The following is a 14621-nucleotide window of genomic DNA, read 5'->3' on the forward strand; positions in this document are numbered from 1 at the left end:
CCCGGGGTCGACGACGCCGGGCAAAGAGAGCGGGCGAGGAGAGCGCGGCGGCTAGGTTATCCAGAGAGGGAGAAGGAAGTCGCCGCATGGCCTCGCCCGGGCGACACCCTAGACGTCAGGCGGGCACCAGGTCGAGGAGGTTCTGCGGCGTGACCACGTGGGAGCCCTCCGGCAGGTCCTCCGGGGCGCCGAACCCGAGATACGTCACCGGTCCGGCCCCGTGCGGCACCTCGTGGTGCACCTTGACGCCGTCGGCCCGGAGCAGGTCCACCAGGTAGCGCACCGTGAGGTACCGGCGCGCCGCGATGTCCCGGACCAGCGTCGTCGTGGTGACGCGGTGCCCCTCCACGGTGTTGAACCTCGACCTCCCGCCGAGGTTCAGGTGCAGCCAGAGCGCCTCCCAGCCGTCCTCCGCACGCAGGAAGGCAGCCGGGATCGCGACCCGGCCCCGGCCCGCCAGGTCGGACTTCAGGCGCACTGTCGCCGGCTCGAACGGCAGCCCGGCCTGCGCGACGTCGCGGGTCATGAACCCGAAGAAACCCTCGGCGACCTCGTCGAACCGCTCTCCCGAGTACACGTGCACCTCCGGCACGACGACGTCGCGCCTGATGCCGGACAGCCTGACGTCCACGAACTCCGTGGCGCCGTCCGGGGCCTCGGTGACGTCGCCGGAGTGCACGAAGCCCCCGCCGCGCAGCCGCGTCCACGAGACGTGCTCGGCGTCGGCGAAGTCGCGGTCCAGCAGCAGGCACGACAGGTCGAGGTCCGTGTCCACGGCCTGCTGCCGCCAGTGCACGAAGAACCGCAGCAGCTCGCCGGTCACCCGGGTCCGCGAGCCGCGAGGCAGCACCCCGGCGCCGTCGGGCCGGGCCCGCGCCGACAGCGGGAGGGCCACGTCGAGGAGATCGGGCTCGACCACTAGGTCCTGCGGCCTCGGCACCCGGCGGAGCACCTCGGCGTCGCAGGCCAGGGCCAGCGCCGTCAGGGCGTCCGCGGGCAGGTCCGCGCGCTCGTCGGGCACGGCCCACGCCCCGCCTGCCCGGTTGACGAAGACGCGCCGGTCGCCGTTCGCCCGCCGCGCGTCCGCCCTCCGCCGGTTCTCCAGGTGCTCGCGGAGCCCGAGCACGACCCGGCCGGACACCCCGGGCAGCGCCCGTTCGAGGGCGTCGGCCACGGCGGCCGCCTCGGCGTCGTCCGCCGCCGAGCGCAGCAGGTGGTCCGCCCGCCGCACGAACGTGCCGGGCGCCGCGGCGAGCAGCCGCAGCGCCTCCGCCCGGGAGCCCGAGGCGAGCGACCGCTCGACCCGGGCGGCCAGGGACGGCGCGTCCTCGTCACCGCGCGCGACGGCGAAGACCCGGGCCGCCGACGGCAGGGCCGGGTGCTCGTGCGGGTGCAGCCGCTCGCCGAGCCGCTTCCACCTCTCGCGGTGCGCGGCGACATCACCGAGCTTCGTGGGCGACGCCTCCACGACGGCGTCGAGCGCGCCGAGCAGCACACGCCGGACCGGCCGGGGCAGCGACCGGAACCGCGTCGCCGTCTCGAGCGTCACGTCCCCGCCGGACAGCGCGCACGCCAGCCGCAGGACGTCGGTGACCGTGTCGACCTGGGGCTCCCGCCCGTACAGGAGGTGCGTGGCGTTGACGATCGCGCGCGCCGTCCGCAGCGGGACCGTCGCTGGCTGCTCCATGCCGCCGCAGTGCTGGGCCAGCAGCGCGAGCGCGGCGAGGTCGGCGTCGGACAGCGGCGTCGTGCTCCCCGCGAGGTGCAGGTAGAGCCGGTGGGCCTCCTCGTCGAGCGTGCCGCCGACGTCGAGCACCGTGCGCCGGTCGCTCAGCGCGGGCACGAAGGTATCGTGCGCCGCCACCATCTCCTCGTAGGTGTGCTGGTAGCGGCCGTAGCGGGGGAGTGCGAGCAGGTTGACCTTCCCCTGACGCGCGAGGATCTCCTCGGCGTCCGGGGCTCGCTCCAACGCATCCCGAAGGCACGACACCCAGAAGTCCAGGGTGTCCGGCACATTCTGCGGGAAGTCCTGGAAGTACGTGTTGTGCTGCACGTGGGCGCCGACCGCCTCGTGCACGACGGCGAGGGTCTGCACCGCCACCAGCCGCGCGTCCTGCGGCGCCAGGGAGCCCAGGTAGCCCAGCAGTCGGCCCGAGGCCTTGTAGCCCGAGGTCAGGAGCACGGTGTCGAACCGCCGGGCGACCGAGGCGGCGTCGCCGGTCGAGACCGCGGTGAGGGGGACGCGCCACGTCCGGCGGACGACCAGGTCGAAGATCTGCGCAGACATGACGCGCATCATGGCAGGGAACGGTGGTCCGGGAGCACAGGATTCCCGTGCCACGATGGCCGCATGCCTCTCGCATCCCGGTACCTCGCAGCAGAGGACCGTTACGACACCATGCAGTACCGCCGCACCGGCCGCTCGGGTCTGGACCTGCCCGCGCTGTCCCTGGGGCTCTGGCACAACTTCGGCGACACCAGCCCGTTCGACACGCAGCGCGCCATCCTGCGCCGCGCGCTCGACCTGGGCGTCACGCACTTCGACCTCGCGAACAACTACGGCCCGTCCTACGGCGCGGCCGAGGCGAACTTCGGCCGGCACCTCGCCGCCGACCTCAAGCCGTACCGCGACGAGCTGGTCCTGTCCACGAAGGCCGGCTACGACATGTGGCCCGGCCCCTACGGCGACCACGGCTCCCGCAAGTACCTGCTGGCCAGCCTCGACCAGTCGCTGACCCGGATGGGCGTCGACTACGTCGACGTCTTCTACCACCACCGGCCCGACCCCTCGACGCCGCTCGAGGAGACCATGGGCGCGCTGGCCTCCGCGGTCCAGCAGGGCAAGGCGCTGTACGTCGGCGTCTCCAACTACTCGCCGGCGCGCACGCGTGACGCCGCGCGCATCCTCGGCGAGCTGGGCGTGCCGCTGCTCATCCACCAGCCGTCCTACTCGATGTTCAACCGGCACATCGAGAACCCCGCCCACGAGGACGGGTACGACGGCGTGCAGAGCGAGTCGCTGCTCGACGTCGTCGGCGAGCTGGGCGTCGGGACCATCGTGTTCTCCCCGCTGCAGCAGGGCCTGCTGACCAGCAAGTACCTCGCCGGCGCGGCCCCGGCCGGGTCGCGTGCGGCCCGCTCCGACTCGCCGTTCCTCTCGGACCGGGCCCTCACCGAGGACTACCTGGGCCGCGCCAAGGCGCTCAACGACATCGCCGCCGGCCGCGGGCAGACGCTCGCGCAGCTCGCGCTCGCCTGGGTGCTGCGCGACGAGCGCATCACCTCCGCGCTGATCGGCGCGTCGTCGGTGGCGCAGCTCGAGGACAACGTCGCGGCGCTCGCGGCGGGACCCCTGACGGCGGACGAGATCGCGGCGATCGAGCCGCTGGCGCGCCCGCTCGGCTGACGGGTCCGGCGCGGACGTACGACGCCGTCGGGCCCGGGATCGCACCCGGGGCCGGCGGCGTCGGCCTCTCCACACCCCGTGTTCCACCGCACTTCACGGGGCCGTCGCGCCGAATCGGCCCGGGCGGCGGACCATGAGGGGGTCCGCCGCTCGACGGGGAGGGGTACTGGGAGGTACTGCACTCGCGAGAAGGAGCACCAACGTGACCGAGACGAAGTCCGCGATCGTGGTCGGGGCCGGCATGGTCGGCCTGGCGACAGCCTGGCACCTGCAGGAACGTGGCGTGGAGGTGACGGTCCTGGACCGGCACGGCGTCGCGTCCGGGTCCTCCTGGGGGAACGCCGGCTGGCTGACGCCGGGGATGGCGATGCCGCTCGCCGACCCGTCGCTCTGGGCCTACGGCCCGAAGGCGATGCTCGACCCCGACGCCGCGCTCAGCGTCCCCTTCCGGTTCGACCGCGCGCTCTGGGGCTTCCTCGCCCGGTTCATGGCGCACGCGACGCCCGGCGCGTGGCAGCGCGCCATGGCCGCCCTCACCCCGATCGACCGCCTGGCCCTGGAGGCGTACGACGAGCTCGAGTCAGGCGGCGTCCACGCGACCTCGTACGACAGCCCCTGGGTGGTCGGGTTCGAGCGCGAGCAGCAGTCGCGCCCGTTCGTCCACGAGCTCCGCGCCGTGGCGAAGGCCGGCCAGAAGATCGCGCTGTCCCGGGTGCCCGACGGCGTCCGCGTGCCCCACCTCTCCCGGGCCGTCCGGTCCACCTGGACCCTGGAGGGGCAGCGGTACATCGAGCCCGGCCCGTACGTGGAGGCGCTGGCGACGTCGGTCAGCGCGCGCGGCGCCAAGGTCCTGACGGACGCCCGGGTCACCGACGTCCGGACGCGGGCGGGCGGCGGCGCCGAGGTCGACGTCGCCGGCCACGACACGCTCCGGTCGGACGCCGTCGTCGTCGCCACGGGCGCGTGGCTCCCGGACCTGACCCGGCGGCTCGGCGTCCGCACGCGCGTGCAGGCGGGGCGCGGCTACTCGTTCAGCGTGCCCGTCTCCGGCCCGCCGATCGACCACCCCGTCTACTTCCCGGCCCGCCGCGTGGCCTGCACCCCGTACCAGGGGCGGCTGCGGATCGCCGGGACCATGGAGTTCCGCGGGCCCGACGAGCCGTTCCAGCCGCGCCGGATCGAGGCGATCGTGAACTCGGTCCGCGGCCTCTTCGAGGGCGTCGACCTGGACTCCCGGGCCGACGAGTGGGTCGGCTCCCGGCCCGTGACGCCGGACGGGCTGCCGCTCGTGGGCCGGACGGCGGCGCCCGGCGTCTACGTGGCGGGCGGTCACGGCATGTGGGGCATGGTGCTCGGCCCGGCCACCGGCCGCGCCCTCGCGGCACAGATCACGACGGGGGAGACGCCGGAGGAGATCAGGCCGTTCGACCCGCTGCGCTGAGCCGGTCGAGCCCGTCGAGGATCAGGTCGAGGCCGAACTCGAACTCGGTCTGGTCGTCGCACCAGCCCAGGGTGGCGCCCGGCTCGTCGTGGGCCACCTCGGCGAGCATCTGGACCATGTGCGGCACCTGGTCGGCCATCTGCTGCAGCATCGCGGCCGCCTCGTCGTCGGCGCCCTCCCTGGCCCCGCCGTCGGCGGCCGAGCCCGCGGTCGCGCCGTCGGGCTCGAAGAGCTCCTGGGAGAACCCGAACGCGCGGCTGCCCAGGGCGTGCATCGCGTGGTGTACCAGGTCCCAGGAGAAGCCGCCGCGCCGCATCAGCCCCAGCAGCGAGTCGCAGTACCGGACGATGTGCAGGCTGAACGACGTCCGGGACTCCAGGACGGTCGACGCCCAGGGGTGGCGCAGCAGCACCGCGCGCGCCGTGAGGATCTGCCGGCGCATCGTGGGCTTCCACGCGGACGACGGCGCGTCGTCCGGCAGGGGGTCGAGCTGGGCGACCGCGTCCTGGATCTCCGCCGCGACGACGTCCACGACGCCGTCCAGCAGGTCCTCCTTGCTGGCGACGTGGTGGTAGAGCGACATGGCCTCGATGCCGACCTCGCGGGCCAGGCTCCGCATGGTGAGCGCCCCGAGGCCGTCCCGGTCCGCCAGGGCGACCGCAGACTCCAGCACCCGGGCGCGGGTCAGCGTGGTCCGTGGTGGCGTGCCTGTGGTCTGCGGGGAAGTCATGGTCTCGCGATCCTACGTCCGCCGACCCTTGACGGGGCCTGGCGCCGGTCCTACCTTACGACGTAAGGCTTACGCCGTAAGTCTCCTCCGGAAAGGTGGTGCGTCATGTGGACCTGGATCCTGTGGGTAGTGGGGGCTCTTCTCGTGCTGGGGCTCGCCGCGTTCGTGGCGCTGGTGCTGGTCATGCGCACCAAGAACCGGCGAGGTCTCGCGGTCGTCCGCCGGTTCAACCGCCGGGTCACCAACCGCCGGACGCTGCGCGACGCAGGGAAGGCCGGTTCGTCCAACGACCTGATCCGCCATGTCGGGCGCAGGTCCGGGGCGCGGTACGCGACGCCGATCGGCGTGTACCCGATGGACGACGACTTCCTCGTGTACCTGCCGTACGGCGCCGGCGTGGACTGGCTGCGCAACGTCCGGGCGGCCGGCTCCGCGGAGCTGCTGGTCGACGGGCAGACCTACGTGGTGACCCCGGAGATCGTCGAGCCGGCCGAGGCGCTGCCCTACCTGAGCGCGGCGGACCGGCGGGTCGCGCGGCTCTTCAAGGTCACCGACTTCCTCGCGCTGCGGCGGGCGCCGGGGGGTGCGGCCGATGCGGAGGGCGTGGAGAGCGCGACCGGCTCGACCAGCGCGGGCGGCGCCGAGTGAGGGCCGTCGTCCGCGACCGCTACGGCCCGCCCGACGTGCTCCGGCTGGCGACGCTCGACGCGCCCGAGCCGGGCCCGGGCGAGGCGGTCGTGCGGGTCGAGGCCGCCTCGCTGAACATGGCCGACGTCGACCACCTGCTCGGCCGGCCCCGACTCGCCCGCCTGGCCACGGGCCTGGTGCGCCCGGCGAACCTCCGGGTCGGGCTCGACGTGGCCGGGACCGTCGAGCGCGTCGGCGCCGACGTGACCGGCCTGCGCCCGGGCGGCCGCGTCTGGGCCGACCTCTTCGACAGCGGCCACGGGTCGCTCGCCGACCGGGTGTGCGTCCCGGCGTCGGCCCTCGCGCCGCTCCCGGGGCAGGTCGCGTTCGACGACGCCGCCACGGTGCCGCACTCGGGCTCGCTCGCGCTCCAGGGCCTGCGCGCCGCGGGGCCGATCAAGGCCGGCGAGCGCGTGCTGATCAACGGCGCGGGCGGCTGCGTGGGGCCGTTCGCGGTGCAGATCGCCAAGGCCCGCGGCGCGGTGGTCACCGCCGTCGACCACGGGGGCAAGCTGGACCTGCTCCGCGAGGTGGGCGCGGACGAGGTGATCGACTACACCCGGCAGGACGTCACGCGCTCCGACCGGCGGTTCGACGTGGTCCTGGACATCGCCGACACCCGGTCCCTCGTCGCGCTGCGTCGCTGCCTGGCCCCGGGCGGCCGGTACGTGCTGATCGCGCGGCGGATCGGGTCCTTCGCGGAGAAGGCGCTGCTCGGCCCGGTGGTCGGCAGGCTGACCGGGACCAGGATGGGCACCTTCGCCTGGCACCCGAACCGGCGGTCCGACCTGGACGAGCTGGCGGCGCTGCTCGTCTCGGGCGCGGTGCGCCCCGTCGTCGACCGCCGCTACTCGCTCGACGAGGCCGCGGAGGCGTTCGACCGCCTCGCCACGGGCGCCGCCCGCGGCAAGCTACTGATCACCCCGTAGGCGTCGAACGTAGGTCTGGTCGCTCTCTGAGCCCTGATCGCGCGACCAACCCTACGTTCGGCTCCCGGATCATCCACCGGCAGCGGCCGCGTCCGGGGTTTCCGGCGCGGGTGGGAGGATCGGGCGCATGACGCAACGCCGCATCCTGATCCTCTCCGGCCGTGGACGCTACGAGGACCCCTGGCACGACCACGCGGCGACGTCGCACGCGGCGGCCGGGGTGCTCGGCGAGCTGGGTGCCGTCGAGGTGCGCGGGCTCTTCCGTAGTGCGCTGGAGGACCTGGACTCCGTGGACCTGCTGGTCGTCAACGGCGGCACGGGCCGACGCGACGCCGAATTCGACGGGTCTGACGACGACTGGCGCGGCTTCCACGACCGGCTGGCCGGCTGGGCGCGGGCCGGGGGTGCCGTGCTCGGGCTGCACCAGGCCGCGAACACCTTCTACGACGCGCCCGACTGGGAGGCGGTGCTGGGTGGCCGCTGGGTTCCCGGCGAGTCGATGCACCCGCCGATCGGCACGGCCCGCTTCGAGCTGACGATCGGCCACCCGATGACCGAGGGCCTGAGCGTGGTCGAGGCCTTCGACGAGCGGTACTGCCATCTTCGTGTCGCCTCGGGCACGCGCGTGCTCGGCACCACCCTGGACGACGACGGCGCCCCGCACCCCGTCCTGTGGGTCAACGAGGAGCACGGCGGCCGCAGCGTGTACTCGGCGCTGGGCCACGACGTCCGCTCCTTCGCGTCGGAGGGGCACCAGGAGCTCCTGCGCCGCGCCGCCTCCTGGCTGCTGTCGTAGCACGAGCACGACGGGACCTCGTGCTCTTGACCTCAACCGTTGTTGAGGTTGTTGGCTGGGTCGCATGGAGATCCTCAGCGTCGACACGGTGAACCGCTCGACCGCGGGGACCGCCGCGTACTACGAGACGGTCCTCGGCCTGCCGGTCAGCAAGGAGATCGGCGCGGTCGAGGTCACCGTCGGCCGCACGGTCCTGCGCTTCCACGAGGACGCCGACGCCGCGGGCGACCAGCACTACGCGTTCCTGGTCGACGACGCGCGGTTCGACGCCGCCCGCGCCTTCCTGACAGCGGGGCCCGGCCTGCTGGGCGACGGCGACCGCACGGAGTTCGAGGCGCAGGACGCCTGGAACGCGCGGTCGCTGTACTTCCCGGGGCCGGACCGCTCCGTCCTGGAGGTCATCGCGCGCCGTGATCTTCCCCGAGACCTGGGTGCCGGGCGCGGCGCGGGGGCGAAGGCCTCGAGCCCGCCCGCGTCCGGCACCCAGCCCAGCCCGTCGGCACCGTTCGGGCCGGGCGACCTGCTGTCCGTGAGCGAGGTGGGTATCGCGGTACCCGACGTCGTGGGCACCGCCGACCGGCTCGCCGCCGCCGGCGTCGGCCGCTACCCGGACGGCTCGGCGACGTTCAGCCCGGCCGGGCACATCGACGGCATGCTGATCCTGGTCAGCGTGGGCCGTACCTGGTTCCCGACGTCGGACCGCGTGGTGGGCGAGCCGCCCGTGACCGTGGTCGCGCAGGCGGGCCCGTCGAGCCCGGGCGTGGTGCCCGGCCGCTACGAGCTGGCCCCGGGCCGCGTCCTGGTGGTGCGCCCGTAACCGACCTCGTTGAGTGCTGGACTTTCGCCCTGCGGATCGCATGTGCAGGGCGAAAGCCCAGCACTCAACGTCACGCTCCCTCGGAGAAGCCCGTCTGGCGCCAGACCTCGTAGACCGCGATCGACGCCGCGTTGGTCAGGTTGAGCGACCGGCGGCCCGGCAGCATCGGGATGCGCAGCTCGTCGGTGACGCGGGGGTGCTTCAGGGCTTCGGGCGGCAGACCCGTGGGCTCGGGTCCGAACAGCAGCACGTCGCCCGGCCGGTACTCGACGTCGGTGAACCGGGTGGTCGCGCGGGTCGTGAACGCGAACACCCGGGCCTCGGGCAGTGCGTCGAGGGCCGCGTCGAGCGACGGGTGCACGTCCATGACGGCGAGGTCGTGGTAGTCGAGGCCGGCGCGCTTCAGCTTGGCCTCCGACAGGTCGAAGCCCAGCGGCTCCACGAGGTGCAGCCGCGCGCCGGTCACGGCAGCGAGCCGGATCGCGGACCCGGTGTTCCCGGGGATGCGCGGCTCGAAGTACACGATGTGGGCCAGGGGGTTCGCGGGCACGGGGGCGTCAGGCTGCTGCGGCACGGGTCCATTCTCGCTGCCCGACGGCGCGGCGTCGTCCGCCGCCGTCGTCCGCCGTCGGGCAGGCCGCCCTTGCCCGCCGTCGGGCGCCCCGCCTACCCTGACGACATGACGCACGGGCTCAACTGGTGGCGGCTGCACTCGCAGCCGTGACCTGACGCGCCCACCCGCACAGAAGTCCCGAGCTGCCCGCCGCAGCCCGGGACTTTTTCTGTGCCCGATGTCGTGCGCGGGCTGCTCCTCGCCCGAAGGAGACCCACATGTCCGTGACAATGCCGCCCGAGGCGGCCCCGACGTCGTCCGCCCCCGCCACCCCGCACGACACCGCCACCCCGCACGACACCGCTACCCTGCACGACCTCGGTGCCGCCCGCGAGAAGCGGGCCACCACCCGCTCGGCCCTCGCGGCGCGCGAGCGCACCGCCGTGCTGGAGGACCGGATCGCCCGAAACCCGGGGGAGTACCGCGTGCTGACCGGCGACCGCCCCACCGGGGCCCTGCACCTGGGGCACCTGATGGGGACCGTCGCGAACCGCGTGCGCCTGCAGGACCTGGGCGTCGAGGTGTTCCTCATCGTCGCCGACTACCAGGTCATCACCGACCGGGACGACGCCGGCGACCTGCCCGCGACCGTCCGCGAGGTGCTGCTCGACTACCTCGCGGCGGGCCTGGACCCGGAGCGCAGCACTGTCTTCACGCACTCGGCGGTGCCTGCGCTGAACCAGCTCCTGCTGCCGTTCCTGTCGCTGGTCACGGTGTCCGAGCTGGAGCGCAACCCCACGGTGAAGGCTGAGGCGGAGGCGGCCGTGCTGCGGCAGAAGCGCGGCATCTCCGGCCTGCTGCTCACCTACCCGGTGCACCAGGCCGCCGACATCCTGTTCTGCCACGGCAACCTCGTGCCGGTGGGCGTGGACCAGCTTCCGCACCTGGAGATCACCCGGACCGTCGCGCGGCGGTTCAACCAGCGATATAGCGCCGCCCGGCCGTACTTCCCCGAGCCGGACGCGCTCATCGCGCCGTCGACCACCGTGCTCGGCGACGACGGCCGCCGGATGTCCAAGTCGCGCGGCAACGCGCTGGAGCTGCGGGCCTCGGAGGACGACACGGCGAGGTTCTTCAAGCGCGCGAAGACCGACGCCGAGCGCGCCATCACGTACGAGCCGGAGCGGCGGCCGGAGATCGCCAACCTGCTCCAGATCGGCGCGTACTTCACCGGGGGCACCCCGGAGGCGCTCGCCGACGAGGTGGGCGCCGGGGGAGCGGGGCGCCTCAAGGCCCTGGTCACCGAGGCGGCCGTGGAGGGCCTGCGCCCCCTGCGTGCCCGACGGCGGGAGCTCGCCTCCGCCGGACTGCGGTACCTGGACGAGGTGCTCGCCCGGGGCAACGCGCGGGCGAACGAGATCGCGGACCGCACCCTGGACGACGTCCGCGGGCTCATGGGGATGCGCTACTGACGTGGGTCGATGTCCACAGGCCTGTGGAAAACAGGCCTGTGGACAAAGGAGATCCCCGGCCGGGATGCCTCAATAACCCGGCCGGGGAAATCTGTTCGGACGGCTGACGGCGCGACAGGGAGCCACCCAGGAAGGTCGCGCCGTCAGCCGCCCGAGATCATCGGGCCAGCCGCTCCCGCAGGGCGTCCAGCTGGGCGCGCAGGGCGGCGGGCGTGTGGTCGCCGAACCGGTCGAAGAACTCCTCGGTCAGCTCGGCCTCGGCCTGCCACGGCCCGGTCGGCACGTCGAAGAGTGCCGCCAGGTCGGCGTCGGGCACGTCGATGCCGTCCAGGTTCAGCGTGCCCGGGGCGGGGATGCTGCCCACCGGCGTGGACACCGAGGTGTCCTCGCGCAGGCCGCGGCCCGCCTCGACCTGGCCGACGATCCACTCGACCACGCGCGAGTTCTCGCCGAACCCGGGCCAGAGGAAGCGTCCGTCGTCACCGCGGCGGAACCAGTTGACCTGGAAGATCTCCGGGCGCTTGGCGTCCTCGATGCCCGCGCCGACCTCCAGCCAGTGCGCCCAGTGGTCGGCCATGTTGTAGCCGCAGAACGGGAGCATCGCGAAGGGGTCGCGGCGCAGCTCGCCGAGCGCGCCCTCGGCGGCGGCCGTGCGCTCCGAGGAGATCGTGGCGCCCATGAAGACGCCGTGCTCCCAGCCGAACGACTGCGCCACGAGCGGCACGTTGCTGGCGCGGCGGCCGCCGAACACGATCGCGTCGACCGGCACGCCGGCCGGGTCCTCCCAGGTGTCCGCGATGGTGGGGCACTGGGCGGCGGACACCGTGAAGCGGGAGTTCGGGTGCGCCGCGGGGCGCTCGTCGGCGTCGGCGGGCGTCCAGTCGTTGCCCTGCCAGTCCGTCAGGTGCGCCGGGGGCTCGGGCGTGAGGCCCTCCCACCAGACGTCGCCGTCGTCGGTCAGCGCGACGTTCGTGAAGATGGTGTCGCGGTCGAACGTCGCCACGGCGGTCGGGTTGGTGTCGATGCCGGTGCCCGGCGCGACGCCGAAGAAGCCGGCCTCGGGGTTGATGGCGCGCAGCGAGCCGTCGGGGCCGGGGCGCATCCAGACGATGTCGTCGCCGAGGGTCTCGACCTTCCAGCCCGGGATGGTGGGCTGCAGCATCGCGAGGTTCGTCTTGCCGCAGGCGCTCGGGAAGGCGGCGGCCAGGTGGTACTGGCGCTGCTCGGGCGACGTGATGCGGATCAGCAGCATGTGCTCGGCGAGCCAGCCCTCGTCGCGCGCCATCGCCGAGGCGATCCGCAGCGCGAAGCACTTCTTGCCGAGCAGGGCGTTGCCGCCGTAGCCGGAGCCGTACGACCAGATCTCGCGGGTCTCCGGGAAGTGCACGATGTACTTGGTGTCGTTGCAGGGCCAGGCCACGTCGTCCGCGGCGTCGGCCAGGGGCGCGCCCACCGAGTGGACGGCGGGGACCCACTGCTGGCCGGCGTCGATCAGGCGCAGGATCTCGTCCGAGACGCGCGTCATGACGTGCATCGAGACGACGACGTACGGCGAGTCGGTGAGCTCGATGCCGACCTGCGAGATGGGGCCGCCCACGGGGCCCATCGAGAAGGGCACCACGTACATGGTGCGGCCCTTCATCGAGCCCTCGAAGACGCCCTTCAGCTCGGTGCGCATGTCGGCGGGGGCCACCCAGTTGTTGGTGGGGCCGGCGTCCTCCTCGGCCTGCGAGCAGATGAAGGTGCGCGACTCGACGCGGGCGACGTCGGCGGGGTTGGAGCGCGCCAGGTACGAGCCCGGCCGCTTCTCCTGGTTCAGCGCGACGAGCGTGCCCGCGGCCAGCATCTGGTCGATCAGGCGCTGCTTCTCGTCGGCGGAGCCGTCGCACCAGACGATCTCGTCCGGCTGGGTGAGCTCGGCGACGCGGGCGACCCAGTCGCGCACGTCCAGGTCACCGACGGGCGGGATGCCGTGCGCGGTGGACGCCGAGGTGTCCGCGGTGGAGGAGTCCTGGCCGATGGTCACGTCGGCGACGAGCTCGGCGACGAGCCGGGTTCGGCGGGGGTTCGCGAGGACGGACATGGGAGCTCCGATCGTCAGACGGCGGGCCTCGGTAGCGGGCTTGTTTCCACTCTGGGGTGCGAATCGCCCGGAATTCCAGCCCCGGGGCTGTCAAGAATCGCCGATCTTCACGTAGTGTGAAGGAGCGGGTTACTGCTGGCCCGTCCCGGGCAGCGCGCGACGTCGTCGTCGCGCCCGCGAGCACGAACGGAGGGCGACATGCCTGCGGGAGGCGAGCCGACGTCGTCGGGCGGCGAGACCGATCTGATCACCCTGGGGCGGCGCATCCGGCACCTGCGCACCGCGCAGGGACTCACGCTGGACGCGCTCGGCGAGAAGGTGGGCTCGGCGCCGAGCCTGCTGTCGCTCGTGGAGAACGGCCGCCGCGAACCGCGGCTCGGCTTGCTCCGGTCGATCGCGGAGGCGCTGGGCGTCCCGATGAGCGAGCTGCTGAGCTCGGAGCCGCCGTCGCGCCGCGCCGCGCTGGAGATCGCGCTCGACCGTGCACAGCGCGGACCCCTGTTCACCACGCTCGGTGTGCCGGCCGTCAAGCCCAGCCAGAAGCTGCCGATGCCGGTGCTCGAACAGCTCGTGGGCCTGCACGACGAGCTGGCGCGGCGCGAGCAGATGGCCATCGCCACGCCCGAGGAGGCGCGGCGGGCCAACACCGACCTGCGCCTGGAGCGGGAGGCGCGCGACAACCACTACCCGCAGTTCGAGGCCGTCGCCGAGCAGATGGTCAAGGCCGCCGGGTACACGGGCGGCGCGCTGACCCACCGCACCGTGGCGCGGATGGCCGAGCAGATGGGCTTCACGCTGCTGCACGTCGGCGACCTGCCCCGGTCCGCCCGCTCCGTGACCGACCTGCGCAACGGGCGCATCTACCTGCCCCCGGCGTCGACCCCCGGCGGGCACGGCCTGCGGTCGCTCGCACTGCAGGCGCTGGCGCACCGCGTGCTGGAGCACGACCGGCCGCGTTCCTACGGCGAGTTCCTGCGGCATCGCGTCGAGATCACATACTTCGCCGCCGCGTGCCTGGTGCCGCAGTTCGTGGCCGTGCCGTTCCTGGAGTCCCGCAAGCGCGAGCGTGACCTCGCCGTCGAGGACTTCCGCGACGCCTTCGGCATCACGCACGAGGCCGCCGCGATGCGGCTGACCAACCTCGCGACGCACCACCTCGGCATCCCGCTGCACTTCCTGCGCGTGGGGGCCGACGGCGCGCTGTTCCGCGGCTACGCGAACGACGGCCTGCCGTTCCCGCAGGACGTCACGGGCGCCATCGAGGGGCAGCTCATCTGCCGGCGCTGGGCGGCGCGCGAGGCGTTCGAGCGCCGCGACCGCGCCACAGAGTTCTACCAGTACACCGACACCCCGGCCGGGACGTTCTGGTGCTCCACCCAGACGGGGTCCACGTCGCCCACGGGCGGGCCCGACGGCGGCTCGGGCGCGTTCTCGATCACGGTCGGGGTGCCGTACGCGCACGCCAAGTGGTTCCGCGGGCGCGACTCGCAGGTGCGGCGCGTCTCCACGTGCCCGGACCCGGCCTGCTGCCAGCGCCCCTCGCCCGAGCTCACCGAACGCTGGTCGGGCGAGGCCTGGCCGTCGGGGCGCATGCACCAGCAGATCCTCGCGGCCCTCCCGCGCGGCGCCTTCCCCGGGGTGGACGACACCGAGGTGTACGCGTTCCTCGACAAGCACGCCCCCGACTGACCCCCGTGTCAGACGTAC

General features: G+C 73.6%; 12 protein-coding genes. 8 read left to right on the top strand and 4 right to left on the bottom strand.

Annotated elements, in window-relative coordinates; all coding sequences use genetic code 11:
* Positions 1–115: 115 nt before the first annotated feature.
* Entirely contained in the window at positions 116–2287 is a 2172-nt protein-coding gene (locus tag FHX71_RS26145) for a hypothetical protein (RefSeq protein WP_182620420.1), read from the bottom strand.
* Positions 2288–2350: 63 nt separating this feature from the next.
* Here FHX71_RS26145 and FHX71_RS26150 point away from each other — a divergent pair, with 63 nt between their 5' ends.
* Positions 2351–3406 (top strand): aldo/keto reductase, encoded by a 1056-nt coding sequence (locus tag FHX71_RS26150; RefSeq protein WP_182620421.1) that lies wholly within the window; start codon positions 2351–2353, stop codon positions 3404–3406.
* A 202-nt stretch (positions 3407–3608) separates the two neighbouring features.
* The gene (locus FHX71_RS26155; RefSeq protein WP_182620422.1) at positions 3609–4847 is read left to right on the top strand and encodes an NAD(P)/FAD-dependent oxidoreductase; all 1239 of its coding nucleotides are present in this window, start codon (positions 3609–3611) and stop codon (positions 4845–4847) included.
* On the opposite strand, the gene FHX71_RS26160 is transcribed toward FHX71_RS26155, so the two are convergent.
* Positions 4822–5577 carry a TetR/AcrR family transcriptional regulator gene (locus FHX71_RS26160; RefSeq protein WP_182620423.1) on the bottom strand — a complete coding sequence of 252 codons (756 nt, stop codon included), beginning with the start codon at positions 5575–5577 and terminating at the stop codon, positions 4822–4824. The two genes, FHX71_RS26155 and FHX71_RS26160, sit on opposite strands and share 26 nt — an antisense overlap.
* A gap of 105 nt (positions 5578–5682) precedes the next feature.
* Between FHX71_RS26160 and FHX71_RS26165 the strand changes: the two genes are divergently transcribed.
* The 4 genes from FHX71_RS26165 (at position 5683) to FHX71_RS26180 (ending at position 8806) form a co-directional block, all read left to right on the top strand.
* The gene (locus FHX71_RS26165) at positions 5683–6225 is read left to right on the top strand and encodes a nitroreductase family deazaflavin-dependent oxidoreductase (protein WP_182620424.1); all 543 of its coding nucleotides are present in this window, start codon (positions 5683–5685) and stop codon (positions 6223–6225) included.
* Positions 6222–7193, top strand: a complete 972-nt coding sequence (locus tag FHX71_RS26170; RefSeq protein ID WP_182620425.1) for an NAD(P)-dependent alcohol dehydrogenase — start codon at positions 6222–6224, stop codon at positions 7191–7193. The genes FHX71_RS26165 and FHX71_RS26170 overlap by 4 nt, the downstream gene beginning before the upstream one ends.
* A 127-nt stretch (positions 7194–7320) precedes the next feature.
* Positions 7321–7989, top strand: coding sequence for a ThuA domain-containing protein (locus FHX71_RS26175; RefSeq protein ID WP_182620426.1), 669 nt, complete (start codon positions 7321–7323; stop codon positions 7987–7989).
* Between the two features lie 64 nt (positions 7990–8053).
* The gene (locus FHX71_RS26180) at positions 8054–8806 is read left to right on the top strand and encodes a VOC family protein (protein WP_182620427.1); all 753 of its coding nucleotides are present in this window, start codon (positions 8054–8056) and stop codon (positions 8804–8806) included.
* Between the two features lie 70 nt (positions 8807–8876).
* Here the strand turns inward: FHX71_RS26180 and FHX71_RS26185 are convergent, their stop codons facing one another.
* Positions 8877–9341 (bottom strand): tRNA (cytidine(34)-2'-O)-methyltransferase, encoded by a 465-nt coding sequence (locus FHX71_RS26185; protein ID WP_182620835.1) that lies wholly within the window; start codon positions 9339–9341, stop codon positions 8877–8879.
* 296 nt (positions 9342–9637) lie between these two features.
* Here FHX71_RS26185 and trpS point away from each other — a divergent pair, with 296 nt between their 5' ends.
* Positions 9638–10831 (top strand): tryptophan--tRNA ligase, encoded by a 1194-nt coding sequence (gene trpS, locus FHX71_RS26190; protein WP_246403557.1) that lies wholly within the window; start codon positions 9638–9640, stop codon positions 10829–10831.
* A 157-nt stretch (positions 10832–10988) separates the two neighbouring features.
* Here trpS and FHX71_RS26195 read toward each other — a convergent pair whose 3' ends face one another.
* Positions 10989–12914 carry a phosphoenolpyruvate carboxykinase (GTP) gene (locus tag FHX71_RS26195; protein WP_182620428.1) on the bottom strand — a complete coding sequence of 642 codons (1926 nt, stop codon included), beginning with the start codon at positions 12912–12914 and terminating at the stop codon, positions 10989–10991.
* A gap of 198 nt (positions 12915–13112) precedes the next feature.
* On the opposite strand from FHX71_RS26195, the gene FHX71_RS26200 reads away from it, so the two are divergent.
* The gene (locus FHX71_RS26200) at positions 13113–14603 is read left to right on the top strand and encodes an XRE family transcriptional regulator (RefSeq protein WP_182620429.1); all 1491 of its coding nucleotides are present in this window, start codon (positions 13113–13115) and stop codon (positions 14601–14603) included.
* The last annotated feature ends 18 nt before the right edge of the window (positions 14604–14621 follow it).

Source organism: Promicromonospora sukumoe (assembly GCF_014137995.1).
GTDB classification, from domain to species: domain Bacteria; phylum Actinomycetota; class Actinomycetes; order Actinomycetales; family Cellulomonadaceae; genus Promicromonospora; species Promicromonospora sukumoe.

Excerpts from the sequence above, each read along its gene's own strand:
- FHX71_RS26195 (WP_182620428.1), bottom strand. The coding sequence starts at position 12,914 with ATGTCCGTCCTCGCGAACCCCCGCCGAACCCGGCTCGTCGCCGAGCTC.
- trpS (WP_246403557.1), top strand. The coding sequence starts at position 9,638 with ATGTCCGTGACAATGCCGCCCGAGGCGGCCCCGACGTCGTCCGCCCCC.
- FHX71_RS26145 (WP_182620420.1), bottom strand. The coding sequence starts at position 2,287 with ATGTCTGCGCAGATCTTCGACCTGGTCGTCCGCCGGACGTGGCGCGTC.
- FHX71_RS26180 (WP_182620427.1), top strand. The coding sequence starts at position 8,054 with ATGGAGATCCTCAGCGTCGACACGGTGAACCGCTCGACCGCGGGGACC.
- FHX71_RS26175 (WP_182620426.1), top strand. The coding sequence starts at position 7,321 with ATGACGCAACGCCGCATCCTGATCCTCTCCGGCCGTGGACGCTACGAG.
- FHX71_RS26160 (WP_182620423.1), bottom strand. The coding sequence starts at position 5,577 with ATGACTTCCCCGCAGACCACAGGCACGCCACCACGGACCACGCTGACC.
- FHX71_RS26165 (WP_182620424.1), top strand. The coding sequence starts at position 5,683 with ATGTGGACCTGGATCCTGTGGGTAGTGGGGGCTCTTCTCGTGCTGGGG.
- FHX71_RS26150 (WP_182620421.1), top strand. The coding sequence starts at position 2,351 with ATGCCTCTCGCATCCCGGTACCTCGCAGCAGAGGACCGTTACGACACC.
- FHX71_RS26200 (WP_182620429.1), top strand. The coding sequence starts at position 13,113 with ATGCCTGCGGGAGGCGAGCCGACGTCGTCGGGCGGCGAGACCGATCTG.